The organism is Sphingomonas sp. IC-11 (assembly GCF_021043365.1).
Lineage (GTDB): Bacteria > Pseudomonadota > Alphaproteobacteria > Sphingomonadales > Sphingomonadaceae > Sphingomonas.
On the sequence record NZ_JAJNDU010000002.1, the window covers coordinates 389363 to 412812 of the forward strand.

The following is a 23450-nucleotide window of genomic DNA, read 5'->3' on the forward strand; positions in this document are numbered from 1 at the left end:
GGCCGATCACGCCGCGCCCGTCATCTGGCGAAGGGCGGCAATGACGCCCTTGGTTTCATCTTCGGTGCCGATGGTGATGCGCAGCCCGTGCGGCAGACCCTGGCCCGGCAGCCACCGGACGATATAGCCCGCGTCCATCAGGCCCTTGTACGCTGCCTCTGCCGTCAGATCGCCTTCGAACACGACCAGGACGAAATTGGCCTGGCTGGGAATGGCCCGCAGGCCAGCGTTGCCCAGCTTGGCGATCTCATCCGAGAACCACGCCCGCCACTTGGCATTGTGTGCGGCCGTGTTGGCGACGAAATCGGTATCGCCCAGCGCCGCCACTGCGGCAGCGGTGCCGGCAATGGTGATCGAAAAGGGCAGGCGGATCCGGTGCATCGCCTCGATGATCGCGGGCGCCCCATAGCCCCAGCCGATCCGCTCCGCCGCAAGGCCGTACATCTTGGAAAATGTGCGGGTGACGAGCACGTTGGAAGCAGAAGCCGCCAAGGCCATTCCACCATCGTCGTCGCCGCCGTCGATATATTCGGCGTAGGCGTGATCGAGCACCAGCAGGATGTCGTCGCGAAGCCCGGCGTGCAGCCGCTCGATCTCAGCACGGGGCGCATAGGTGCCGGTGGGGTTGTTTGGATTGGCGACGAATACAACGCGCGTGCGATCCGTCACGGCGGCAAGAATGGCGTCGACATCCGTTGCATAGTCCGCGTCCGGCGCGATCACCGGGGTCGCACCGACACGGCGAATGGCGATCGGATACACTGCGAAGCCATATTTCACGAAAATCGCTTCGTCGCCCGGCCCGGCAAAGGCGCCGGCGGCGAGATGCAGCACCTCGTCCGAGCCATTGCCATAGATGATCCGGGTGGGATCGAGCCCGTGCTTGGCGGCAAGCGCGTCGCGCAGCTCATTCGCGCTGGCGTCCGGATAGCGTTCGAGGTTGTTCGCGGCAGCGGCGAATGCCGCGCGCGCCTTGGGGCTGGTGCCGAGCGGATTCTCGTTAGACGAAAGCTTGGCGACCTTTCGCCCGTCGTCAGTCGTCGACCGCCCAGGCACATAAGGGGCGATGTCCATGATCCATGGTTTGGGAACGGGTCCAGTCATGGAGCGGGCGCATAGCGGGGGGCGACAAGGGTTGGCAACGGCGCGGATTTGGCCGCGCGGGGTCAAAGCGGCGCCAAGTTGGGCGCCGCGAGCGGGCGGGAAGGCGCAGCGCGGCGCAGATGCACCGCTTCCCCCATCGGCAACACGATGCTAGCGCACACCCATGTCCGCCGACGACCAGCGTTTCGGTCTCCAGCGCCACGTTATCCTGCCAGGCCCGCTGCCGCTAGACGGCGGGGGGCGGCTTGCGCCGGTCGAGATCGCCTATGAAACCTATGGTACGCTTGCGCCCGATCGCAGCAATGCCGTTCTGATCTGCCACGCGCTGACCATGGATCAGCATGTCGCGGGCGCCAACCCGAGAACCGGAAAGCAGGGTTGGTGGACGCAGATGGTGGGACCGGGGCGACCTGTGGACACCGATCGGTTCTTCGTGGTCTGCGCCAACGTGATCGGCAGCTGCATGGGATCATCCGGCCCCGCGACCGTGAATCCCGTGACCGGCAAGCCTTTTGGCATGGGCTTTCCCGTGATCACCATTCGCGACATGGTGCGCGCGCAGGCGCTGTTACTCGATTATCTCGGCATCGAACGGCTGAAGGCGGTGATCGGCGGATCGATGGGCGGGATGCAAGCGCTGAGCTGGCCCGCGACCTTCCCGGAGCGGGTGGAGGCGGTCGTCGTCATCGCATCGGCCGCCCGCCATTCGGCCCAGAACATCGCTTTCCACGAGGTGGGGCGGCAAGCCGTCATGGCGGACCCCAACTGGCGCGGCGGGGATTATTACGGGCATGACGTGCCAGCGGCGGGCCTGGCAGTTGCGCGGATGGCGGCGCACATCACCTATCTTTCCGAAGCCGGCCTGACCGAAAAGTTCGGCCGCCGGCTGCAGGCGCGTGAGGCCAAGAGCTTCGGCTTCGACGCCGATTTCCAGGTCGAAAGCTATCTGCGATACCAAGGCATCGCCTTTGTCGATCGCTTCGACGCCAATTCCTATCTCTATATCACCCGCGCGATGGACTATTTCGATCTGGCAGAGGAGCATGGCGGCCTGCTCGCCAATGCCTTCCGCGAGACTCGCGCCCGCTTCGCGCTGATCAGCTTCGACACTGATTGGCTTTACCCCACCCGCGAGTCGCGCAGCATCGTGCAGGCGCTCAATGCTGCGGGCGCCCCGGTGAGCTTCGTGGAGCTGTCCAGCCCCTATGGCCACGACGCCTTCCTGCTCGATTCGCCGGAGATGAACCGAGTCGTCGCCGGCTTCATGGGAACCGCATCATGACCCTGCGCGCGGACCTCACGATCATTGCCGATCATGTCGCGGCGGGCAGCCGCGTGCTTGACGTGGGCTGCGGCGACGGCGCGCTGATGGCGGCCCTGCGCGATTCCAAGCAGGCGGACGCGCGTGGACTGGAACTGGACCCCCGCAACGTTGCCGCGGCGGTCGGCCGCGGGCTCAGCGTGATCCAGGGCGATGCCGACACCGATCTCGCCGGCTATCCCGATGCCAGCTTCGATTACGCGATCCTCAGCCAGACCTTGCAGACCTGTCGCGCGCCCGACGCGGTGCTCGGCCAGTTGCTGAGGATCGGGCAGCGCGCTTTCGTCAGCTTTCCCAATTTCGCGCACTGGCGCGTGCGTTTGTCACTGTTGTGGGGTGGACGGATGCCGGTAACCCGGCTGTTGCCCGAACGCTGGTATGACACGCCCAACATTCACCACCTGACCGTGGACGATTTCCGCGCGCATCTGCGCGAGCGCGGCATTGCGGTGGAGGGGGCCTGGTTCCTTTCGGGCGACAAGCAGACCAGATCGGCCGCGGCCAATTTTCTCGCGGAACATGCAATTTTTCTGCTTCGTGGAACCGATAGGCCGTAATCAGTGTTGCACGGCAACATATCATGACCAAGACAGCCCTGATCATTGAAGACGAGATCTTCGTTGCGCTGGATCTCGAACGGATCCTTGTTGACGCCGGGTATGAAGTGGCGGGCATTGCCGCCGACAGCGACCAAGCCATCGCCGCGGCGCCAGGGTGCTCATTCGCCTTCGTGGACATCAATCTTCGTGATGGGGCGACGGGGCCCAAGATCGCGGAGCGGATCGCGCGCGATTATGGCGTGAAGGTCGTCTTTGTCACCGCCAATCCGTCGCAGATCGGCATTCCGTCCGACGCGCTGGGGTATGTTCGCAAACCGTTCAGCGATCGGGCAATCCTGGCGGCGGCTGCGCTAGCCAGTGGCGATCAGGATGTGGCCCCGGACGAAGATGTCATCAGGATCGGTGCGCACGGCTGAACGAAGCCGTCGGAACCTCCAGCAACAATTCCAGCCCTTCGACCGGCCAATTGCGGCTGATCGTGCCGCCAAGCTGCCGAACGGCGCTCAACTCGATCAGCTGACTACCAAACCCTTCCGGTTTTGCTTCGGCATCAACGCGCGGGCCGCCGCGCTCCTGCCAGCGAATATGCGATTGTGTGCCCCGCGTATCGATATCGATGATGACCTGGCCCTCGGGGTTCGACAGTGCACCATATTTGCTCGCGTTGGTGGCGAGCTCATGGAACAACAGCGCCAATGGAGTGGCGGCTCGGTCGTCGACGTGCACGTCCGCGCCGGTGATCGTCACCCGCTCCCCGGGCCGTGACTGGTAGGGCGCCAGCAGCTCGTCTAGCAGGCCACGCAGGCTATCCTGATGCACAGAGGGGCGGGATCTCGGGCTGTGCGGGCGAACGAAATCATGCGCCCGGCCAAGCGCGGCAATGCGTTGCCGAAGATCGGAGGCGAGCGGCGCAAGCGACGGGTGCGCCCGCGCCGCGACCTGGATCAAGCCCCCGATCACTGCAAAGATGTTCTTGATACGGTGTGACAGTTCCTGGCTGATGATCTCGCGCTCTTCGAGCGCCAGCTTCTGCTCGTGAATGTCTGTGCAGGTGCCGAACCAGCGCGTGATCTGCCCCGCATCATCACGGATCGGCAAGGCGCGGCCAAGCACCCAGCGGTAAGTGCCGTCGAAATGGCGAAGGCGATATTCGATCTGGTATGGCTCGCCAGTCGACAGACTCTGCCGCCAGACCTGCCAGGCCCTTTCCTGATCCTCGGGATGGAACATGTTGTTCCAGCCAGCGCCGTCGGTGGTGCCGGAGGGAACGCCAGTGAACTCATACCAGCGTGCATTGTAATAATCGTGAAAGCCGTCAGGCAGCGTCGACCAGACCATCTGAGGCATGGTGTCTGCCAAGGTGCGAAAGCGCATTTCGCTATCCGCCAGCGCCGCCCGTGCCCGCGCCGCCGACTTGCGTTGCTCTCGCTGCTCACGCGCAGCGCGGCGCGTCTCAAGACGTGCCATTGCCGTTGTCGCGAGGATTTCGAGGCCACGCGTCTGAAAGGGCGTCAGGCCGTCGCGAGGCGCCGCATCCAGAACGCAGATCGCCCCCAGCGAGATGCCCTCGCGCGTGGTGAGGGGCGCGCCGGCGTAGAAGCGAATGTGCGGCGTGCCGGTGACAAGCGGGTTATCCGCGAAGCGCGCGTCTTGGGTCGCGTCCGGCACCTCCATTGTGCGCGCGCCCTGCATTGCATGCGCGCAGAAGGACTGGGAACGCGGTGTTCCTTCCAGATCGGTGCCAGTGCGCGACAGGAAGACCTGCGCCTCGGTCTCCACCACGCTGACCACCGCCGTTGGCGTGGCGCAAAGTTCCGCGGCGAATGTGACGAGATCGTCGAGCAGCCCCTCGTCTCTAGCGCCGGCGAGATCGTACAGCGCCATCACTCGTTCACGAGCGCCCTCGTTGAAGAGGGAGTGGTTGGAGAGGGGCGCGGAAGAAGGAGTCACGTTTCCCGTCGGGTTGATCCATCACCGGCCGGACGACCGGTGAGGGTAAATTGAGTCGCGTCCGGGGGCGCGGGGCGATGGACGGGCGCCCCCTTCGTCAAGGAAGGTGCGGCGTCCTCGTCCAGCAGTCCGGCCCTTGCCCTATCGTGCGGCGCGATTGTTCCCCAAGAGGAACCCGGCATCAACCGCCGACCCGGTGATTTCGATCCTAGAACGGGACGTCGTCGTCAAGATCGTCCGCGAAGCCACCGCGCGACTGGCCGAAGCCGCCGCCCTTGTTGACGCCGCCGCCGCGGCTGCCGCCACCACCGCCGCCAAAGCCGCCACCGAAATCATCACCGCCGCCGAAATCGTCGCGCCCACCGAAGTCGCGACCGCCGCCGCCACCACCACCAGCACCGCCGCCGGGCCCATCAAGCATGGTCAGGACGCTGTTGAAGCCTTGCAGGACAACCTCGGTCGAATACCGGTCCTGGCCGTTCTGATCCTGCCATTTGCGGGTCTGCAGCTGCCCTTCGATGTAGACCTTGGAGCCCTTGCGCAGGAAGCGCTCAGCGACGTTTGCCAGGCCTTCGTTGAAGATGGCGACCGAATGCCATTCGGTCTTTTCCTTGCGCTCGCCGGAGTTGCGATCCTTCCACGTTTCGCTGGTCGCGATGCGCAGGTTCACGACCTTGCCGCCGTTCTGGAACGAGCGTGATTCGGGATCGCGCCCGAGATTGCCGACGAGAATAACCTTGTTAACGCTGCCTGCCATTGGGGCCCCTCAGAGGCCCGCGGCAACCGCGAGCCAGTATGTGATTCCGGCCATGATGTAAGCGGCGCCGAACAGATAGCCAACCATGAAGAGCGGCCACTTCCACCCGTTGGTCTCGCGTCTGGCGACGGCGATCGTGGAAATGCATTGCGGCGCGAAAACGAACCACATCAGGAAGGCGAGCGCCGTGGGCAGTGACCAGCGGTGCTGCAGGTTTTCGATAATCGTCCGCTCGCCCGCGGCATCCTCCGCATCGTCCACCGCATAGACCGTACCGATCGCCGAAACCGCCACTTCGCGCGCGGCCATCGCGGGGAGCAGTGCAAGCGCGATGTCGTGGTTGAAGCCGATCGGCCGAACGACAACCTCGATCCCGCTGGCGATGCGACCGGCGATGGAATGATCGACCTGGCTTTGTCCCTCCGGCGCGCGCGGGAAGCTGAGCAACGCCCAAAGCACGATGGTGGTGAGCGCGATAATGGTGCCCGCCCGCTTCACGAACAGCCAGGCACGGCTCCACAGGCCGATCGCGATGTCGCTGAGGCGCGGCATCTGGTAGCGCGGCATTTCCATCATGAAGCCCGATGAATCGCCCTTCGTGACCGTGCGACGCAGCACCAGCGCGGCGATGAAGGCGCCGGCGATCCCCGCCAGATAAAGGCCGAGCAGCACCAGCCCCTGCAAGCCGACGCCGGGAAGCACGTTGCGGTCCGGGATGAACGCGCCGATGATGATGGTGTATACCGGCAGGCGCGCCGAGCATGTCATCAGTGGCGCGATCAGGATCGTGGTCAGCCGGTCCTTTTCATCGCTGATCGTGCGGGTGGCCATGATCCCCGGAACGGCGCAGGCAAAGCTGGACAATAGCGGGATGAAGGCCCGCCCCGACAGGCCGACGCCCGCCATCATGCGATCCATCAGAAAGGCCGCGCGCACCATATATCCCGATGCCTCGAGCACCAGGATAAAGGTGAACAGGATGAGGATCTGAGGCAGGAAGACCAGCACGGCGCCAACGCCGGCGATCAATCCGTCCGTTATCATGGAGCGCAGCAGGCCGTCCGGCATGATGCCGCGGATGGCTTCGTCCAGCGCCACAAAGCCGCCCTCGATCCAGCCGATCGGCGCTTCGGACCAGCTGAACACGGCCTGGAACATGACGAACATAAGCGCCACCAGCACGATCGGCCCGACTACAGGGTGCAAGGCGATCGTGTCGAGCGCGTTGTTCCAGCGCCGGGTTGGCGTTTCGGAAACAATCGCTGCACGGGCGATTTCCCGCGCCCGGCGCTGAAGCTGACTCATCGGCTCCGCGTCGCCCGCAGCAGGAATCTCCGCCTGTTGCCCGCTTCCCTCAACCGCGGTGGTAAGGGCAGCGCGCAGCACGTCGAGCCCGCGCTTGCGCACCGCGACGGTTGGCACCACCGGCACGCCGAGCTTTTGAGAAAGGGCCTCCGCAGACAGGGTTAGGCCGTCCCGCTCGGCTAGGTCGACCATGTTGAGCGCGACCACCACCGGCAGGCCAAGCGCGATCAATTGGAGAGCGAAACGAAGGTGAAGATCGAGATTGGCGGCATCCACGACGACCACCAGCGCGTCTGGCCGGCGCTCGCCCACCTGACGGCCGAACAGAACGTCGCGCGTGACTTGCTCGTCAGGAGAAGAGGGATCCAGGCTGTAGGTGCCGGGGAGGTCGACGAGTTCAACCGGGCGACCATCGTCTAGCGCCAAGCGGCCCGAATGGCGTTCCACCGTGACGCCGGGGTAGTTGCCCACTTTCTGGCGGGCGCCGGTCAAGGCGTTGAACAAAGCGGATTTGCCGGCATTCGGATTGCCGACGAGCGCGACCAGCGGGAGGATGCTCATGTCAGTCGGTCGTCACCGTGATCGCCGCCGCAACATTGCGGCGCAGCGCCACCGTCATGCGCCCGATCCGGCAGGCGACCGGCCCGCGGAACAGAGTGGCGCGGTGCAGAAGCTCCACCGACACCCCTTCCTCAAAGCCGAACTCGCGCAGGCGGCGAGCCTCTGGCGTGGCGAGCCGATCCCACGCGATGGCGGAAACCGTCGCCCGGCGACGCAGCGGGAGCGATTCGAGCGGGAGGGGAGCAGGAGCAAGCACGCAAGCACCTTAACGGCATTGCGAATGGTTATCAATTCACACGCGCTCAAATGCGTGAGCGCGAGCAGCGCGATCAAACCACCGGATAGCGCAGGCGGCCCACGAAGCGGGTAAGGCTTGGCCGGTGCTGGGCGCGCCGCGTGATCCCCGCCTTTGCCTTTTCGAACCGCATGATCCCGTCGATGCGCCGTGCCAGGAAGGCCCGGGTATCGGCGTGGCCCTCGCTCTCGTCATCAAGGAAGACGGTGACCGTGGCACCGTAGACGGCGAACAGCATCGCCCGTTTCGTATAATGATTATAGTCGGTCGCCGTGTCCCCGGCGGCGCGCCACATGGCATCGACGCTGCGCCAGCCGAGCCGCGCGGCCGTGCCGACGTTCTGAGGCATGGCAAGGATCGCGAGCGCCCGACGGAGTGCCTCACGGTGCGGGGCCGTGGCCATCAGCCGTGCCTCAACAAGTGCGGTGATCCGCTGCCGGATCTTCATCGCGGCGAGTTGCTGTGGCGGGAGCAACTCCGTCATGGCCGCATCGATACTGGCGAACCAGGCATCGATCATATCAACCGGCCCACCCTGAAAAGCGAGGGCTGCCACATCACGATCAACACCGTTCATGTCCGCTGCCATGTCTCGCGCAGCCGGTGCCCAGCCGTCAAACGCAGCATTTTCCGCGATGGCGGGCGCAAGGAGGACGCGAATCTCGTCGAGCGTGAAGTCTGCGGTATCGGTCATGAACAGCATATAGGCGCGTCAGTGGCGCAATTGCCACCTTGTGCCTTCTCCCCTGTTGCTGGAACCCGGGCGGAGAGCCGCGAGTGCCGCTTCAGTCCGAGATAGCCGCGCGGCGTTCTGGCGCGATGCGCACCAGCACCAGCGCGATGGCGACGAGCAGGGCTCCGACGAAATCGGCCGTGCCGAGCGCTTCGCCATAAGCAAGCCAGCCAACCGTTGCCGCCACCACCGGCTGCGTCAGCAGCGCGAGGCCGATCACAAGAGGGCTGAACCGGCCCAGGGCATAGATCATCAAGCCTTGGCCGATCACCTGGCTGCACAAGGCGAGGCCGATCAGCGGCCCCCAATGCTGCGGCCAGATGCGCTCTCCAAGCAGCACCGCGGCGAAGAGGAGTGGCAGGACCGTTGCCGCTGACGACAGGCCAAGGGCGGGCAGGGGCGCCATGCTGGCCCGTGCCCGCGCCATCAGGATGAAGTATCCAGCGTAGAGGATCCCCGCGACCAGGCAGAGCAGGTCGCCGACGAAGTTCTGCGGATCAAGCTGATAGGAGCGCCCCATCAGCAATGCCGCACCAACCGCAGCCAGCCCAAGCGCCAGCCCCTGCATCCGTGTCGGCCAGGCGCGCGCCACGAGAAAGCCGTAGAGCGGAAACACGAAGGTGGCAGCATTGCCAAACAAAGTGGCGTTGGCGAGCTTCGTCTGATGAATCCCGACGTGCCAGCTGGCGAGATCGCCAGCGAACAGGAGCCCGGAGCCGGCAAGCACCCAGCCAAGCCCGCGGGCGCTTGCGATCGGCCGACCGCCCGTAAGAGAGGCGAGTCCCAGCAGGAGTGGAGTCGCAAGGCCGATCCGCCAGAACCCCGCCGCTACTGGGCCCACATCCGTCAGGCGGACAAACCAGGGCCCGAAGGCAAGCGCGACGTTGCCGCCGATCAGGGCGGCAAAGGCCAGCGCTCCGCCGCTTGGGCGTGATGTAGCTTTTCTTGGGGCGGGTCCCTCGTGCATGCTGCCCCGTAACCACCTAAGTCGGGCAAGTCCCGTAGCAAAGTGAAACGGAAGGGGAGTTTGAAATGCCAAGCCTATTCGATCCCATCGAACTGGGCGCCATTCGGGCCGCAAACCGCGTGCTGATGGCGCCGCTGACCCGTACCCGGGCCGACGACAATCACGTGCCGACCGAAATGATGGTCGAATATTACCGCCAGCGCGCCGGCGCCGGCCTGATCATCTCCGAGGCGACCGGCATCAGCCGCCAGGGGTTGGGCTGGCCCAACGCGCCGGGCATCTGGAACGAAGCGCAGACCGAAGCCTGGAAGCCAGTCACCGAGGCGGTACACCAAGCCGGTGGCAAGATCATTGCGCAGTTGTGGCACCAGGGCCGGCTGGCGCGGCCGGATGTGAACAAGCTGCAGCCGCTGTCGGCTTCCGCCACCCGCGCGCCCTATCCGAACCCGGCCAAGAATCCCTATGGTGAGGCGCGCGCCGCGACGTTGGATGAGATCAAGGAAGCTATCGAACAATATGCCCAGGCTGCTCGCAACGCACTGGCCGCCGGTTTCGATGGGGTGCAACTGCATGGCGCCAATGGGTATCTGATCGACCAGTTCCTGCGCGACAACACGAACCTTCGCGACGATGATTACGGCGGCTCGCCGGACAATCGCATCCGCTTCATGAAGGAAGCGGTGGAAGCGGTGATTGCGGTAGCCGGCGCCGAGCGTACCTCCATCCGCCTGTCGCCCAATGGCGAGACCCAGGGCGCCGACGACAGCAATCCCGAAGCCGTGTTCATTCCGGCCGCCAAGGTGCTGGACGAGCTTGGCATTTCCTTCCTTGAGCTGCGTGAGCAGGCGCCCGACGGCACGTTCGGGGCGACCACGGTGCCCAAGCTGAGCCCGCAGATCCGCAAGGTGTTCACGCGCCCGCTGGTGCTGAACCAGGATTACACGCTGGAGAAGGCCCAGGCCGATCTGGACTCCGGGCTCGCCGACGCCATCGCCTTCGGTCGCCCGTTCATCGGCAATCCGGACCTGGTCGAACGCCTGCGTGCCGGCGCCCCGCTGGCGCAGGACAATCCCAAGACTTGGTATTCCAAGGGACCGGAAGGCTACATCGACTATCCGTCCTACGAGGAGCAGGCCGCGGCCTGAGCCTAGTGGGTGGCTGCCCCGTCATAGCGGCGGGGCAGCATTTGGTGCCCGCTATCTCGCTGTGCGAACGGCGATGAATGGCGTCCCGCGCGGCCTCAGGCCTGCGCAGTTTCCTTTCCGCTGACGCCGAGCACCTCCATCAGCCGCTCCAGCGAATACGGCTTTCGCAGCAGCGGGAAACCATGGTTTCCTTCCTCCGCCAGCACATGGCTATAGCCACTGGTCAGCACGACGCGGCAATTCGGCCAGCGACGTTCCACTTCCTTTGCGAGCTCGACCCCGCTCATCCCGGGCATCACCACGTCGGTGAACACCAAGTCGAAGGCGCCGTTCTGCGACTCCATCGTCCTCAGCGCGGATTCGCCGTTGGTGGCCCAAACCGTCGACTGCCCGAGTTCCTCCAGCAGCGCGAGAGCGAAGCGGCCGACCACCTCATTGTCCTCCACCATCAACACTCGCTGCGTTGGCAGCTCGTCGCGTAGTTGCGCCGGCGTTGACCCGGCCTGATCAGGCGCGGCGCGTGCGGTGGCACGAGGGAGATAGATGGTGAACGTGCTACCCTCGCCAAAACGGCTTTGTACGCTGATTTCACCGCCTGACTGTTTGGCGAAGCCATAAGCCTGGCTAAGGCCAAGCCCGGTGCCCTTGCCCACTTCCTTTGTGGTGAAGAAGGGTTCGAAGATGCGCCCCTGGGTTCCAGCATCCATCCCGGTGCCGTTGTCGGTGATGTCCACCGCGACGAACTCGCCCTCGATCGCCGCGTGCCGGCGAACGGACGGAACATGGCGGACATTGCGTGCCGATATCCGCAACTCCCCACCTTGCGGCATGGCGTCCCTTGCGTTGATGGCCATGTTGAGGATCGCGGATTCGAACTGGTTCGGATCGGCGGTGACGGAGCCTACAGCCTCCTCGATCTCGATCTTCACGGAGACCGGCGAACCAACGGTGGTGATGATCAGCCGTTCAAGACCGCGAACGCGCTCACCGACGCAGAAAGTTTCCGGCTCCAGTGGCTGACGGCGCGCGAAGGCCAGCAACTGGCCGGTAAGCTGCGCCGCGCGATCGGCCGTTTCAGCAATCGCCGAGATGTACCGCTGCCGTTTTTCTTCGGTTTGGTTCGGCAACTGCAAAAGGTCTGCCGATGAGCGAATAATCGTCAGGAGGTTGTTGAAATCATGGGCCACGCCACCCGTCAGGCGGCCGATGGCTTCCATCTTCTGACTGTGCGCCAATGCCTCGCGTGCAGTTTCCAGCTCCTCCTGAGCACGGCGCCGCTCGGTGACGTCACGGGTGATCTTCGTGAAGCCAGTCAGCACGCCCGCGTCGTCGTGGATCGGATCGATCACCACGTGCGCCCAGAAGGTTGTCCCGTCCTTGCGAACGCGCAGTGCCTCCTTTTCGAACGTGCCCTGGAGAAGGGCGGTGCGAAGCGCCTTGGCAGGTTCGCCGGTTTCCCTGTCTCCCTCGGTATAGAAGCGGGAGAAGTGGTGCCCGACGATCTCCTCGGCGCGATATCCCTTGATTGCTTCCGCCCCTGCGTTCCAGCTGGACACGTTTCCATCGGGATCGAGCATGTAGATGGCGTAGTCACGCACGCCTTGGACGAGCAGGCGGAACTGCTGCTCGCTGCGGAACAGTGCGCGTTCCGCTTCCTTCTTTTGGCTGATGTCACGAGTGACTTTGGCGTAGCCGATCAAAGCGCCGGTTTCGTCCTTGACGGGATCGATGACGACATTGGCCCAGAAGCGTTGTCCGTCCTTGCGAACTCGCCAACCCTCAGCTTCGAACTTGCCCTCCAAAGCCGCAGTTTGCAGCGAGCGGAGGGGAAGACCGATCGCGCGGTCCTCCGGCGTGTAGAAACGGGAAAAATGCTCGCCAATGATCTCGGAGGCGGAATAGCCCTTGAAGCGTTGCGCCCCCGCATTCCAGCTGACGACGAAACCATCCGCGTCTAGCAAGTAGATTGCGTAATCCTTCACCGCATCCAGCAGGAGCTGAAAACGACGCTCGTTTTCCATCGCGAGCAGGTGCTGGTTGCGGGTCGCACTCATTGGAACCCGGCCTATGGGTGTGGCAACAATTCCGCAATAAAAATGGCGGGTTACTGATTAATAAACCGCGCTTTTCCGCGGAACCGTTCAACCGCGGACCAAGCAGCTGCCGCAGCTGCAAGATCCCGGATTTGCGAACCCAAAACCGCTATTCGTTCTTCGTCAGCGACGTTTTGCGCTCCACGGTCTGTTCGTTCTTCCGCCCTTTGTCGAGCGTTTCGGACGGCCGCATCGCATCGCCATCCTTCTGGTGCTCGGTCGACAGGTTCGGGCGCTTCGTTTCGGTGGTGCCGTGCTTGTCCATGGCCGCTCTCCTTATTCAGCGGCAACCGACAGCAGCGGCATTCGATCCGTCTGACGCAGTTCCTCCGCAAACCATGCGCAGGTCCGAGACAGGCCATCTTCAAGTGGAACGAGCGGAGCCCAGCCGAGCAATTGCTTTGCGCGGGTAATGTCGGGCTTGCGACGGCGCGGGTCGTCCACGGGAAGCGGCTGATAATCGATCCGCCCCTTCGTGCCGGTCATGGCGACGATGCGCGTGACCAGATCGCCCACCGTCAACTCGTTGGGATTGCCCAGGTTCACCGGTTCCGATCCGACGGTGTCACTGTCCATCAGGCGGATCAGCCCGTCCACAAGATCGCTGACGTAGCAGAAGCTCCGCGTCTGGCTGCCGTCCCCGTAAACGGTCAGCGTGTCGCCCGAGAGCGCCTGACAGATGAAGTTCGATACCACACGTCCGTCATCCGGGTGCATCCGCGGACCGTAGGTGTTGAAGATGCGCGCGATGCGGACGTCAGCACGATTAAGTCGCGCAAAATCGAGCGCCATCGCCTCGGCAGCGCGCTTCCCTTCGTCGTAACAGGCTCGCGGGCCGGTGCAGCTGACGGCGCCGCGATAATCCTCGCGCTGCGGGTGCACTTCTGGATCGCCGTACACCTCGCTGGTGGAGGTAAGGAGGAAGCGGGCGCCGGACTGTTCCGCCAAGCGCAGCAGGTGATCGGTGCCCAGGACGCACGTCAGCATCGTATGCTCCGGGTCCGCCTGATAATGGGGCGGCGAGGCCGCGCAGGCCAGATTGTAGACGCGCGTGATCCGGTCCGTCAGGTCCGTCACCGTCGCCGGCAGCTTGTCGATCACGTCGGCCTTGATGAAGCTGAAGCGTGGGTGATCGATGAGATCATCCAGATTCGACGGGCGCGATGTCTGCAGGTTGTCGAGGCAAAGGACCCTCTCGCCGCGGTCAAGAAGCGCCTGACACAGATGCGATCCGATGAAGCCCGCGCCGCCGGCAACAAGGGTGATCGGACCGGTGGTGTCGCGGGTCTCCGAACGATCCATGCTGGGCTTGCTCCTGTTGGGGCGGGGCCTGGCGGCCTCCGTGAGATAGGTTTCGAGTTCGGCAGCGCGGTGCTGCGCGGTATGAGCGGCGAGCACGCGGGCACGGGCGGCCTCGCCAAGCGCGGCGGCATCCTGATCGAGCGCGGCGAGCGCCTGTTCGGTTGTGTCTGCCAGCATGATTTCGGTGCCCGGCTTGAACAGGTCGTCGATGCCGTCCCAGCGATCGGACAGGATCGGCGTGCCGCAAGCGCCAGCCTCGAACAGGCGCACTGAGGGGGACCAGCCGGCAGCAATCATGTCGGCTCGGGTCACGTTCAGCGTCAAACGCGATTCGCTGTAAAAGGCCGGGTGATCGGCCGGCGGCAGGTGATCGATCCGGGTGACATTGGCCGGCCAGTCGATGTCGTCGGGATATTGCGGCCCGGCGACGGCGAACTGCAGGTCCGGGCGGCGGCGCGCCGGCTCGATCAGCAGCTTTTCCAGTGTCGGCTGGCGATCCGGGCTGTAGGTGCCGAGATAGGACAGCGCCCAACGCTTGGAGGTGTCGAGCGGCTGGTACCGCTGCGCATCCACCGTGCAGTAGAGTGCGCGAGCCGCCTTGGCGCCATACTGCCTTTCGATCCGGTCCAACGTCGGGCCGCCGGTGAAGGACAGATACAGGTCGAAGTCGGGGATCACCTCGGGCGAGAGATACTCGTAATCTCCGCGTTCCAGCTTCGCGAGCGTAACCGGGGTGTCGATGTCGTAAAAACCGGTGACACCTGTTGCGGTGCCTTGCACGAACTTCGCGACCGCTACGCCGTCTGGCACGTAAGAGCCGACGAGGACCGCATCCGCCTCGGCAATGGTGTCGCGCCAGTTCTCGAGATCGGCAAGATCGGCATAGTAATCGAGCCGGCAGAAATCGGGATCAACCAGGTCGCGGCGGTCGCCGGCATACCAGGGAACGGTTCGCTCGAGGAACTGGATATCATGGCCGCGGGCGGCGAAGCCCGACAGGAGCGCTCGCCAGGTGGTGGCATGGCCGTTGCCCCAGGAGGAGCCTAGGCTGAGGCCAAGGACGACGAGCTTCATGCAGCCACCTTCGCCTGTTCGACATGGGCGCGCAGGAGTTCGTCCACTTGGCGCGCGCGCAGAGCATAGGTGTGCTCGGCCAGGACGCGGCGGCGAGCCGCATCGCCGATGGCGCGGGCGCGTTCGGTGGTGAGATCGGCGAGGAGATCGGCGACATCCTGCCCAGTGTGCGCGACCAGCACTTCTTCCCCGGGGATCAGGAACTGCTCGATGCCCTCCCAGTAATCGGTGATGAGGCAGGCACCGGCACCGGCGGCCTCGAACACGCGGGTGGCGGGCGAATAGCCCACCGCCGCCATCGAATCGCGAGCGATGTTCAGCACCGCCCGCGGCGTGCAGTTGAAGGCATTGTGATCCGCTGTGCCGACATGCCCGAGATGGCGGACGTTGGACGGCATATGCTTGTCGTGCCAGCCGCTGCCACCAATTAGGAAGCTCTGCTCAGGCAGCGCCGCCGCGGCAGCGAGGAAGAATTGCTCTACGCGTGCCTCGCGGTCGGGCAAGCGATTGCCGAGAAAGGCAAGGTCGCAGGCGAAGCGATCGTCGGGCGCAACGGGGTGGTGCGTGTCGGGATCGACCGCATTGTACACCGGGATGCAACGTGCCGCGCCAAGCGCCTCATAGGCAGAGACGACGGGCGGGCCGCCACCATAGGTTAGCACCATGTCGAGCTGCGGCAGAGCGGCGCGGACGGGATGTTCGGGATCGGCGCGGATCTCGTCCAGGGTGGCGGCGGCGTCGACATCCCAGAAGATCTTGAGCGCATCGGGGCGCGCATGCTCGACGATGCCGGCGATCAACTCCGCATCGAACACGCCGACGCCGCTCGCCTTCACCACCACATCGGCATGGCGCGCCTCTGCGAGAACCGAGCGAAGGCCTTCCTCAGTCGCGGGATAGACGATCGACGTCGCATATTCGGGCGGCTCGATGTCGCGATTGGCCTGGCGGTCGAATGCGTCGGGTTCGTAGAAGGTGATCTGATGACCGTGCGCCGCCAGTGCCTTCAGGATGCCGCGGTAATAGGTGGCGGCACCGTTCCAATAGGAGGACAGCAGGCTCGATCCGTAGAAGGCGATCTTCATGCGGCATCCTTTGTCTGTTCGGGCGTGCGCAGGCTGGCAACGATAGCGAGCAGCTGATCCACACGATGCGCGCAGCTGTGGCGCGCCTTGATAGTGGCGAGGCCGTGCTGGACGAGCGAGCGGCGCAAGCCGGCATCGTCACGCAGGGCGGTGAGATGGCGGGTCATTTCCGCGCCGTCGCGGGCGACCAGATAATCCTGCCAGGGGCTGAACAGGCCTTCCGCATCATCCCATGGTGCCGATACCAGGGGAATGCCGCAGGCCAGCGCCTCGAACACGCGGATGGTCGGAATGCCGGGTAGGATGGTGGAATAATAGCGGCGCGGCACGTGCACGGTGGCCAGATGTTGCGCGAAGATGTTCGGCGCCGCGGCGTTGGGCGCCCAGCCATGGTAACGAACGCCATAGCGGTCGAGCGTCTCCAGGGCCTCGGCCGGATAGCGGACGCCGTAGATGTCGAGCGGTAGGTTTGCCTGCTGCGCGGGTGCGAAGAGGAATTGCTCCAGTTCCTCGGTCCGCTCGCCATCGCCCCAATTGCCAATCCAGACGAGGCCGCTCCGCTCCCCCTCGATCTCGGGCGGATGGAAGCGGCGCAGATCGGCCGCCTCATGCCACGTCCAGACGCGCTTGCCCCAGCCCCAGCCGCGGTAGATTTCGCTCAGCGTCTCCCCGAACGCCAGCACGCCATCATAGCCGGTGAGGTCATAAGCCCGCATCGCATCGGGCTCACTCACCGCGCGGTGATGCGTGTCGTGAAACAGAAGCGTGTGGCGCGCGCCCCGCTTGCGCTGCTCCCCTAGCGCGGCGACGAGCGCATGATCGTTCCACTCATGCACAATGACGAGATCGGCGCCATCGGTCAGCTGGTCGACCGGCGTCGCCGGATCGTAGGTGGAGGCGGTCAGCTCCGGATAGCTGCTGCGCCAGGCCGCGAGCCCTGCCTCGCCATGATCGGCGAGAAGGTTCGCGAGACTCCATGCACCTTCGGGCTCATAGGCGACGATGTCATGTCCGCGCGCCACCAGTTCACTGAGCACGCCGCGCAGGAAATGGGCATTGCCGTGGTTCCAGCAGGAGGCCAAGCTGTGGGTAAAATAGATGATCTTCATGCCGCGACCCTCTCGTTGGTGCTGGCCGGGGACTTGCCGACGGCGGCTGCCGCTTCGGCGTAGAGCGTGCGCATCGCTTTCGCCGTGGCGCTGACGGTGAAATGCGAGCCGCGTGCGATAGCGGCATCAGCGAGACGCGCGCGTTCTGTATCGTCACTCATCACCTGCGCGATGGCGTCTGCCCAGGCGGCGGGATCATCGCCGGCGACGAAGCGCGCGGCGCCGTCCCACAGCTCCCGGAAGGTGTCGATATCGGACAGGATGAGGGGACAGCCCGCCTGAGCTGCCTCCAGCACCGCCAGGCCGAACGGCTCGAACGATGCGGCAGAGACGAAGACTGGCTGTGCGGCCAGCATGGCGGCCATGCCGTCCGGCGTCAGCTCCCCCAGAAGGTGGAGATGTTCCACCGGAACCGAGGCGCCATGTGGCGCACGGGTTGCGCCAGCAGCATAAAGCGGCGCGGCGAGGCGCCCGGCAGCGGCATCGAGGAGCGGCGTGCGCTTTACCTCGTCCCAGAGACGGCCGGCGGTGAAGGCGATGTGGCGCATGGGCGCCGCCGTGAGCGGCGCTGGCGCCCGGCCGTTGTGCACGACGATCGGCTGCACCGGCAGACCATAATAACGAGCGACCGTCCTCGCGTAGCTTTCGCTGGGCGCCACTACGCAGGTCGCGCGGCGAAGCCCTTCGGCGACGAGCGCACGATGCCAGACAAAGCCCGGATCGAGCGGTGTTCGCGGTCGTGCGGCTTCCCACCAGGTGGAGACACAACCATGTGCTACGACCACCACGGGAAGATCGCCCGTCAGCCCGGCGGCAAGCGCTGGCTGGTTCACGTGGATCAGATCAGCGCGGTGGCGGATGGCGAGGGCCGCGACGGTGGCGGCGGCATGCCGCACGGCGACGGCATCATCGGTGAGCCAGTCGAGCGGTTCGCCTGTTTCCACCAGCGTCACCCGGCGCAAGGCCGCCACTTCCGCGCGCTGAACGTCGGATGGGGTGGGGCCAAGCACCGCCAGCACCGTTTCAATGCCAGACTCTGCCAACGACCCCGCCAGATCAACGGCGTAGCGCCAGACGCCGCCCACCGCATCAACCGTCATCAGAATTCGGCGTAAGCGGTGCGTCACACCGCCACCTTCAGGGTGGGCTGCGGCGCCGCGCCGAGCGGCAGGTTGCGCTCGGCCGAGAGCCAAGTGGCAAGGCGACGCAGGCCGCTTCGCCAATCGGCCGGCTTGGCAAGGCCAAGCGCCGCGTCGGCCGAGCGCCGATCCGCGACGAAATAGCGCTGGTCGCCCGCGCGCCAATCACCGAACCGCAGATCGATCGGATGACCAACGATTGCCTCGATCTCCGCCAGCACGGTACGCAGACTGACGGCATTGTCCGGTCCACCGCCCAGATTGAAGACGTGCCCGCTGTAGCGATCGATCTGCCGCCACAGCGCAAGATAGGTGTCCACGGCATCGCTCACTTCGAGAATGTCGCGAACCTGATGACCGTCGCCGTAGATATCAACCGTACGACCTTCGAGCGCTCGGATGAGGAAGTGGGCGACCCAGCCCTGATCCTCGGTACCCATCTGGCGCTCACCGTAGATGCAGCTCATCCGCAGCACCGCCCCGGGCACGCCGTAGCTGCGCGCATAGTCGAGTACGTACTGATCTGCCGCCCCCTTGGAGCAGCCGTAAGGCGTGTGGAAGTCGAGGGGACGGGCCTCGCCAATGCCATACGCCTTCACGAGCGGGTCAACCGGTTGGTAGCCGTTTGCCGTCTCGTCAAAGGCGAGGTCGGCGAGATCGCCGTACACCTTGTTGGTGGAGGCGAAGATAACTGCTGGCGGCTGCGGCGACAGGCGGGCGGCCTCCAGCACGTTGAGCGTGCCGGCGATGTTGATCGCGAAATCGTCGCGCGGATCGACGAGGCTGGTCGTTACGGCGACCTGTGCCGCCATGTGGAACACCGCCTGCGACGCCTGGACCGCATCGGTCATCGCGGCCTCGTTGCGAATGTCGGCGATCCGCACGTCGATCTTGTCGCCGTGGCTCGACTTCAACCATTCGAGGTTCCGCCTAACGCCCTCGCGAACGAGCGCGTCATAGACGATGACATTGTGCCCATCGCGCGCCAGCCGATGCGCGATGTTGCTGCCGATGAAGCCGGCCCCGCCAGTGACGAGGATCGGGCGACCGTCGCGGGCGTGAGGGTCGGTGGTCATGCGACCAGACCGCGCTTTTCGAGTTCAGCCCGCGCCTGGCTAACGCGATCCTCGGCGGTCTGCTGCGCAACCCAATCGGCCAGCACCGCAAGCTCGGTCTCGAAATCGGCGGTGGCGCGGAAGCCCAGCTGCTGCTCCGCCAATGAGGTATCGCAGAAGCAGTGGCGGATGTCGCCGACGCGCGCCTTGCCGACGATCTCGGGCGTCGCATCATTCTGGCCCATAGCGCGGCCGAGTGCCTCGGCCACCTCGGTGACCGAGCGGTCCTTGCCCGAGCCGACGTTGAACGTGCCGCCAACTGCCTCGGGCAGGAACAGCGCCTCGGCAAAGGCGCGAGCGACGTCACCGACATGGACGAAATCGCGGCGCTGCTCGCCATCCTCGAACACCATCGGGCGCTGTTTGTTCAGGAGGCGCGAGGCAAAGATCGCAAGCACGCCGGTATAGGGATTGGAGAGCGCCTGGCCGGGGCCATAGACGTTGAACAGCCGCAGGCAGACGCTTTCGATACCGTAGGGCGCGCCCATGATGTGCGTTGTGCGCTCCTGCACATATTTGTTGAGCGCATAGATCGAGGAGAGCGCCGGGCGCTTGGTCTCCGGCGTGGCGACGGGGACGAGCGGGCGACCTTGCGCGTCGGTCGGATCCCACTGCCGCTGGCCATCGCGGATCATCCCGCGCGCGGCATCCTCCACCAGATTGCCGTCGGCGTCGCGGTACAGACCTTCGCCATAGATGCTCATGGAGGAGGCAGTGACGACCCGGCGGACAGGTTTGTCGATCAGCCGCTCGAACAGCACGGCCGTTCCGACGTCGTTGACGGAGGTGTAGCGTTCAACCTCGTACATCGACTGTCCGACGCCGACCTCAGCGGCGAGGTGGACCACGCTGTCGATCCCGTTCAGCGCTTTGGCAACGGCATCCCCATCGCGCACGTCGGCGACGATCAGCTCCGCCTCTGGCGCAAGGTTCCCCGGGCGGGCACCACTGTCGCCGTGGACTTGCGGGAGGAGATTGTCGAGGATACGCACGCGGTGGCCGCGGCGAAGCAATTCTTCAGTGACAAAGCGGCCGATGAATCCGGCGCCGCCCGTGATCAGAACATGTTCGCTCATCAGTCCCCGCTTCGTGTTTGTTCTGGTTTTCCGCCCGCTTAGGAGCGGCCCCACGGAAGCAGGAACATCTTCATCTACCCTTTGTTCCCGAAGCGATACGATTTGCGGGCGGCCTGCGTGCAGGCTTAGGTGGAACGAGGAAGCGCGCCGCCCGTTCAGGCGGCATCTTCAACAAAGATGCGGTGGGGGGCTGGTTGACCACGATTATCCATCTCGTGCGGCACGGCGCGCATGCTGATGCCGGACGGGTGCTTACCGGGCGTGGCGGTGATGATGGACTGGCCTCAATCGGCAGGGCCCAGGCAGCATGGGCAGCCGAGCGGCTCGGATCACAGAAGGTGGTGCATGTGGAGAGCAGCCCGCAGCGGCGCACCCGCGAAACGGCGGGGGTAATTGCGGCAGTGTGCGGCGCAGAGCCCGAGATCGTCGAGGCGCTCGATGAACTCGACTTTGGCGAATGGACCGGCCGGGTGATCGCCGATCTGGACGGAGATCCCGACTGGACTCGTTGGAACAGCGCCCGTTCGCAGGCCCGGGTCCCCGGCGGCGAGCGGATGACGGACGCGGTGAGCCGCGCGGTCGCGCACCTCAACGCGCTGGGACGGCAATCATGGTCCGGGAGCGTGGTCTGCGTGTCACACGCCGACATCATCCGCGGCGTGGTGGCGCATTACCTCGGGCTCTCACTGGACCGGATGCTGTTGTTTGATGTCGATCCGGGCTCGATCACCAGCCTGGTTGTCGGCGAGTGGGGCGGACGACTGTTGTCGCTCAATGTTCAAGCGGCGTGATGGCAGGTCAACCGGTGCCTTTTTCCTCAAGAACGTCGAGCACTTGTTCGGGTGAAACGTCGCGCTTGATTTCCTCTATTTCCGGATCGCTGCCGACGCCCATCTTGTCGGCAATCCGTTCGATCATGCCCGCCAGGCGGGTCAGTTCATGTTCGGCCAGCAGCGAGATATGAAGATCGAGATCACCCCGCCGGTCCGCCGCCGCAGACATCCGGTTCTGAGAAATCAGTACAAAGGTGGAGAGGAAAATGGCCTCCACCGAGGCTTCCATCGCAAGCACCACAAAGGTCGGATCAAAGGGCTTGAGCCCCGGGATCCAGCCCAAATTCCAGACGATCCAGCCACCGAAGAGCAGCGCGTGCAGCACCACGAAGCGCATCGAGCCTGCAAAGCGCGTGATCGCGTCTGCGATCCGATCGCCGGCCGGCGCGTGCTTCGCCTGACGCTCGGCGCGCGCGCTCAAACGTTCGATGTTGTCGCGCAGCGTGCGCGTCATCTGAGCGTCGGTCATCGTGGCATCATCCCGGCGTACATGCCCGCGGCAACGCGCAGAGCGCCAAGATCGATCATTCATCATTGTGCGAAAGGCGGAAAAACGTGACCGAATTCATGCAGGCGGCAGTACTCCAGGGGCCGAGCGCCATCAGCGTCGACCAGGTTCCCGTGCCGCAACCCGGCCCTGGAGAAGTGCGGGTCCGCATCGAAGGATGCGGCGTCTGCGCGTCCAATGTCGAGCCGTGGGAGGGACAGCCGTGGTCAAGCTGGCCGGGCGCGCCGGGCGGGCTGGGGCACGAAGCATGGGGGGTTGTGGACGCGGTCGGGCAGGACGCCGATCTGGCGGTCGGCACGCGGGTCGCGATGCTGTCCGAACGCGCCTTCGCTGGCTACGACGTGGCGCCGGTCGAGAAGGTCGTGCCGCTTCCGGCGGCGTTGGAAGGCCAGCCCTTCCCGGGGGAGCCAATCGCCTGTGCGGTCAACATTTTTCGTCGTGCCCAGGTTGAGGCGGGGCAGTGGGTGGCGATCATCGGCATCGGCTTTCTTGGCGCAATCCTGACGCGTCTGGCGAGCGAGGCGGGCGCGCGGGTCATCGCCATTTCCCGGCGCGACGAATCGCTGGAGCTGGCCCGTCAGTTCGGCGCGGAGGTGACGATCCCGATGATCGATCATTACAAGATCATCGGCGAGGTCGGGCAACTGACCGGCGGTAACTTCTGCCCGCGGGTGATCGAAGCAGTCGGCAAGCAATGGCCGCTCGACCTCGCGGGTGAGTTGATCGGGTTCGGCGGGCGTCTCGTGATCGCCGGCTATCATCAGGATGGACCCCGGCAGGTGAACGTCCAGAACTGGAACTGGAAGGGGATCGACGTCGTCAATGCTCATGAGCGCGACCCGGCGGTGCAGATGCGCGGCCTGCGCGAGGCGGTCGATCTCGTTGCCAGCGGACGGCTTGATCCGACGCCGCTCTACACCGGCAGATACCCGCTCGACCGACTCGGGGAGGCTCTGACCGCCACCCGGGACAAGCCCGGCGGATTCGTTAAAGCGCTGGTTACCATGGCCTGAAAACTGGCGGTGCACGGCGCTTCAATAGCTTAGCTCGATAGGGCCGCTGCGGGCCCTTGGGGGTCGCCTTGAAGCGCCGCGTAGCGCCCGATCAAGAATCCTAGGATCATCCGCGATTCGCGCCGCGCGCCAAGTGGGTGAGATCGACTTTTTATCAGTGTCTTCAAAGTCTTATCACTTTTTTTGACGGATTTGCGCGGCCGGGATCGAGTCAAGGCGGTATATTTCGGAAATGTGGCAGGGGCCGGACTTGATCGACTCACGGCCCTGTTCCTAAACCTCGGGCAGTCGCCACGGCACGTTCTGCCTGAGGCGCTCAAACGAACCATCGTCGTAGCCGACCGTGGCGGGGGCCACATCGGGGGACAGTTTTGCATTGTTGATCTGTGGTCGCGACGTGCGTCG

The 23450-nt window shown here is 64.8% G+C and carries 22 protein-coding genes; 6 read left to right on the forward strand and 16 right to left on the reverse strand.

The window, feature by feature from the left end; all coding sequences use genetic code 11:
- Positions 1 to 6: 6 nt before the first annotated feature.
- Positions 7 to 1104 (reverse strand): histidinol-phosphate transaminase, encoded by a 1098-nt coding sequence (gene hisC / locus LQ954_RS10465; RefSeq protein ID WP_231022996.1) that lies wholly within the window; start codon positions 1102 to 1104, stop codon positions 7 to 9.
- A gap of 163 nt (positions 1105 to 1267) precedes the next feature.
- Here hisC and metX point away from each other — a divergent pair, with 163 nt between their 5' ends.
- Genes metX through LQ954_RS10480 form a run of 3 tightly spaced genes read left to right on the forward strand, consistent with a single transcriptional unit; the run spans position 1268 to position 3401 of the window.
- On the forward strand, positions 1268 to 2386 hold the full coding sequence (metX, locus tag LQ954_RS10470) for a homoserine O-acetyltransferase MetX (protein ID WP_227771652.1): 1119 nt from the start codon (positions 1268 to 1270) through the stop codon (positions 2384 to 2386).
- Positions 2383 to 2982, forward strand: coding sequence for a methionine biosynthesis protein MetW (metW, locus tag LQ954_RS10475; protein WP_231022997.1), 600 nt, complete (start codon positions 2383 to 2385; stop codon positions 2980 to 2982). The genes metX and metW overlap by 4 nt, the downstream gene beginning before the upstream one ends.
- Before the next feature lie 23 nt (positions 2983 to 3005).
- Complete coding sequence (locus LQ954_RS10480) at positions 3006 to 3401, forward strand: response regulator (RefSeq protein WP_227771650.1); 396 nt, start codon at positions 3006 to 3008, stop codon at positions 3399 to 3401.
- On the opposite strand, the gene LQ954_RS10485 is transcribed toward LQ954_RS10480, so the two are convergent.
- The 6 genes from LQ954_RS10485 to LQ954_RS10510 form a co-directional block, all read right to left on the reverse strand.
- Positions 3379 to 4869 (reverse strand): sensor histidine kinase, encoded by a 1491-nt coding sequence (locus LQ954_RS10485; protein WP_231023039.1) that lies wholly within the window; start codon positions 4867 to 4869, stop codon positions 3379 to 3381. The two genes, LQ954_RS10480 and LQ954_RS10485, sit on opposite strands and share 23 nt — an antisense overlap.
- Before the next feature lie 274 nt (positions 4870 to 5143).
- Complete coding sequence (ssb, locus tag LQ954_RS10490; protein ID WP_231022998.1) at positions 5144 to 5692, reverse strand: single-stranded DNA-binding protein; 549 nt, start codon at positions 5690 to 5692, stop codon at positions 5144 to 5146.
- 9 nt (positions 5693 to 5701) lie between these two features.
- The gene (feoB, locus tag LQ954_RS10495; protein WP_227771648.1) at positions 5702 to 7558 is read right to left on the reverse strand and encodes a ferrous iron transporter B; all 1857 of its coding nucleotides are present in this window, start codon (positions 7556 to 7558) and stop codon (positions 5702 to 5704) included.
- A 1-nt stretch (position 7559) separates the two neighbouring features.
- Positions 7560 to 7814 carry a FeoA family protein gene (locus LQ954_RS10500; protein ID WP_227771647.1) on the reverse strand — a complete coding sequence of 85 codons (255 nt, stop codon included), beginning with the start codon at positions 7812 to 7814 and terminating at the stop codon, positions 7560 to 7562.
- 73 nt (positions 7815 to 7887) lie between these two features.
- Complete coding sequence (locus LQ954_RS10505) at positions 7888 to 8556, reverse strand: COQ9 family protein (RefSeq protein ID WP_443026615.1); 669 nt, start codon at positions 8554 to 8556, stop codon at positions 7888 to 7890.
- Between the two features lie 82 nt (positions 8557 to 8638).
- The gene (locus tag LQ954_RS10510; RefSeq protein ID WP_231023000.1) at positions 8639 to 9553 is read right to left on the reverse strand and encodes a DMT family transporter; all 915 of its coding nucleotides are present in this window, start codon (positions 9551 to 9553) and stop codon (positions 8639 to 8641) included.
- A 65-nt stretch (positions 9554 to 9618) separates the two neighbouring features.
- Between LQ954_RS10510 and LQ954_RS10515 the strand changes: the two genes are divergently transcribed.
- Positions 9619 to 10698, forward strand: coding sequence for an alkene reductase (locus tag LQ954_RS10515; RefSeq protein ID WP_227771644.1), 1080 nt, complete (start codon positions 9619 to 9621; stop codon positions 10696 to 10698).
- Positions 10699 to 10793: 95 nt separating this feature from the next.
- Here LQ954_RS10515 and LQ954_RS10520 read toward each other — a convergent pair whose 3' ends face one another.
- The 8 genes from LQ954_RS10520 to LQ954_RS10560 form a co-directional block, all read right to left on the reverse strand.
- Positions 10794 to 12752 carry a hybrid sensor histidine kinase/response regulator gene (locus tag LQ954_RS10520; RefSeq protein WP_231023001.1) on the reverse strand — a complete coding sequence of 653 codons (1959 nt, stop codon included), beginning with the start codon at positions 12750 to 12752 and terminating at the stop codon, positions 10794 to 10796.
- Positions 12753 to 12900: 148 nt separating this feature from the next.
- Positions 12901 to 13056, reverse strand: a complete 156-nt coding sequence (locus tag LQ954_RS10525; protein ID WP_227771642.1) for a hypothetical protein — start codon at positions 13054 to 13056, stop codon at positions 12901 to 12903.
- Between the two features lie 11 nt (positions 13057 to 13067).
- Entirely contained in the window at positions 13068 to 15167 is a 2100-nt protein-coding gene (locus LQ954_RS16265; RefSeq protein ID WP_330999969.1) for a bifunctional glycosyltransferase/UDP-glucuronate decarboxylase, read from the reverse strand.
- On the reverse strand, positions 15164 to 16252 hold the full coding sequence (locus LQ954_RS10540; RefSeq protein ID WP_227771641.1) for a CgeB family protein: 1089 nt from the start codon (positions 16250 to 16252) through the stop codon (positions 15164 to 15166). Before LQ954_RS10540 ends, LQ954_RS16265 begins: the two co-directional genes overlap by 4 nt.
- A complete protein-coding gene (locus LQ954_RS10545; protein WP_231023002.1) occupies positions 16249 to 17361 on the reverse strand; it encodes a CgeB family protein in 1113 nt (370 codons plus the stop codon). The genes LQ954_RS10540 and LQ954_RS10545 overlap by 4 nt, the downstream gene beginning before the upstream one ends.
- Entirely contained in the window at positions 17358 to 18461 is a 1104-nt protein-coding gene (locus LQ954_RS10550) for a glycosyltransferase family 4 protein (protein ID WP_231023003.1), read from the reverse strand. The genes LQ954_RS10545 and LQ954_RS10550 overlap by 4 nt, the downstream gene beginning before the upstream one ends.
- Before the next feature lie 23 nt (positions 18462 to 18484).
- Positions 18485 to 19576: an SDR family NAD(P)-dependent oxidoreductase gene (locus LQ954_RS10555; protein WP_231023004.1), complete on the reverse strand. Its 1092-nt coding sequence runs from the start codon at positions 19574 to 19576 to the stop codon at positions 18485 to 18487.
- A complete protein-coding gene (locus tag LQ954_RS10560) occupies positions 19573 to 20691 on the reverse strand; it encodes an NAD-dependent epimerase/dehydratase family protein (protein ID WP_231023005.1) in 1119 nt (372 codons plus the stop codon). The genes LQ954_RS10555 and LQ954_RS10560 overlap by 4 nt, the downstream gene beginning before the upstream one ends.
- A gap of 194 nt (positions 20692 to 20885) precedes the next feature.
- Here LQ954_RS10560 and LQ954_RS10565 point away from each other — a divergent pair, with 194 nt between their 5' ends.
- Positions 20886 to 21482: a histidine phosphatase family protein gene (locus LQ954_RS10565; protein WP_231023006.1), complete on the forward strand. Its 597-nt coding sequence runs from the start codon at positions 20886 to 20888 to the stop codon at positions 21480 to 21482.
- A gap of 7 nt (positions 21483 to 21489) precedes the next feature.
- Here LQ954_RS10565 and LQ954_RS10570 read toward each other — a convergent pair whose 3' ends face one another.
- Positions 21490 to 21993, reverse strand: a complete 504-nt coding sequence (locus LQ954_RS10570; protein WP_231023007.1) for a DUF1003 domain-containing protein — start codon at positions 21991 to 21993, stop codon at positions 21490 to 21492.
- Positions 21994 to 22079: 86 nt separating this feature from the next.
- Between LQ954_RS10570 and LQ954_RS10575 the strand changes: the two genes are divergently transcribed.
- Positions 22080 to 23045, forward strand: coding sequence for an MDR/zinc-dependent alcohol dehydrogenase-like family protein (locus LQ954_RS10575; RefSeq protein ID WP_330999970.1), 966 nt, complete (start codon positions 22080 to 22082; stop codon positions 23043 to 23045).
- The last annotated feature ends 405 nt before the right edge of the window (positions 23046 to 23450 follow it).

Excerpts from the sequence above, each read along its gene's own strand:
- LQ954_RS10505 (WP_443026615.1), bottom strand. The coding sequence starts at position 8,556 with ATGCTGTTCATGACCGATACCGCAGACTTCACGCTCGACGAGATTCGC.
- feoB (WP_227771648.1), bottom strand. The coding sequence starts at position 7,558 with ATGAGCATCCTCCCGCTGGTCGCGCTCGTCGGCAATCCGAATGCCGGC.
- metX (WP_227771652.1), top strand. The coding sequence starts at position 1,268 with ATGTCCGCCGACGACCAGCGTTTCGGTCTCCAGCGCCACGTTATCCTG.
- ssb (WP_231022998.1), bottom strand. The coding sequence starts at position 5,692 with ATGGCAGGCAGCGTTAACAAGGTTATTCTCGTCGGCAATCTCGGGCGC.
- LQ954_RS10480 (WP_227771650.1), top strand. The coding sequence starts at position 3,006 with ATGACCAAGACAGCCCTGATCATTGAAGACGAGATCTTCGTTGCGCTG.
- LQ954_RS10485 (WP_231023039.1), bottom strand. The coding sequence starts at position 4,869 with ATGGCGCTGTACGATCTCGCCGGCGCTAGAGACGAGGGGCTGCTCGAC.
- LQ954_RS10560 (WP_231023005.1), bottom strand. The coding sequence starts at position 20,691 with ATGAGCGAACATGTTCTGATCACGGGCGGCGCCGGATTCATCGGCCGC.
- LQ954_RS10550 (WP_231023003.1), bottom strand. The coding sequence starts at position 18,461 with ATGACGGTTGATGCGGTGGGCGGCGTCTGGCGCTACGCCGTTGATCTG.
- LQ954_RS16265 (WP_330999969.1), bottom strand. The coding sequence starts at position 15,167 with ATGAAGCTCGTCGTCCTTGGCCTCAGCCTAGGCTCCTCCTGGGGCAAC.
- LQ954_RS10520 (WP_231023001.1), bottom strand. The coding sequence starts at position 12,752 with ATGAGTGCGACCCGCAACCAGCACCTGCTCGCGATGGAAAACGAGCGT.
- LQ954_RS10570 (WP_231023007.1), bottom strand. The coding sequence starts at position 21,993 with ATGACCGACGCTCAGATGACGCGCACGCTGCGCGACAACATCGAACGT.
- LQ954_RS10525 (WP_227771642.1), bottom strand. The coding sequence starts at position 13,056 with ATGGACAAGCACGGCACCACCGAAACGAAGCGCCCGAACCTGTCGACC.
- metW (WP_231022997.1), top strand. The coding sequence starts at position 2,383 with ATGACCCTGCGCGCGGACCTCACGATCATTGCCGATCATGTCGCGGCG.
- hisC (WP_231022996.1), bottom strand. The coding sequence starts at position 1,104 with ATGACTGGACCCGTTCCCAAACCATGGATCATGGACATCGCCCCTTAT.
- LQ954_RS10540 (WP_227771641.1), bottom strand. The coding sequence starts at position 16,252 with ATGAAGATCGCCTTCTACGGATCGAGCCTGCTGTCCTCCTATTGGAAC.
- LQ954_RS10555 (WP_231023004.1), bottom strand. The coding sequence starts at position 19,576 with ATGACCACCGACCCTCACGCCCGCGACGGTCGCCCGATCCTCGTCACT.
- LQ954_RS10515 (WP_227771644.1), top strand. The coding sequence starts at position 9,619 with ATGCCAAGCCTATTCGATCCCATCGAACTGGGCGCCATTCGGGCCGCA.
- LQ954_RS10545 (WP_231023002.1), bottom strand. The coding sequence starts at position 17,361 with ATGAAGATCATCTATTTTACCCACAGCTTGGCCTCCTGCTGGAACCAC.
- LQ954_RS10510 (WP_231023000.1), bottom strand. The coding sequence starts at position 9,553 with ATGCACGAGGGACCCGCCCCAAGAAAAGCTACATCACGCCCAAGCGGC.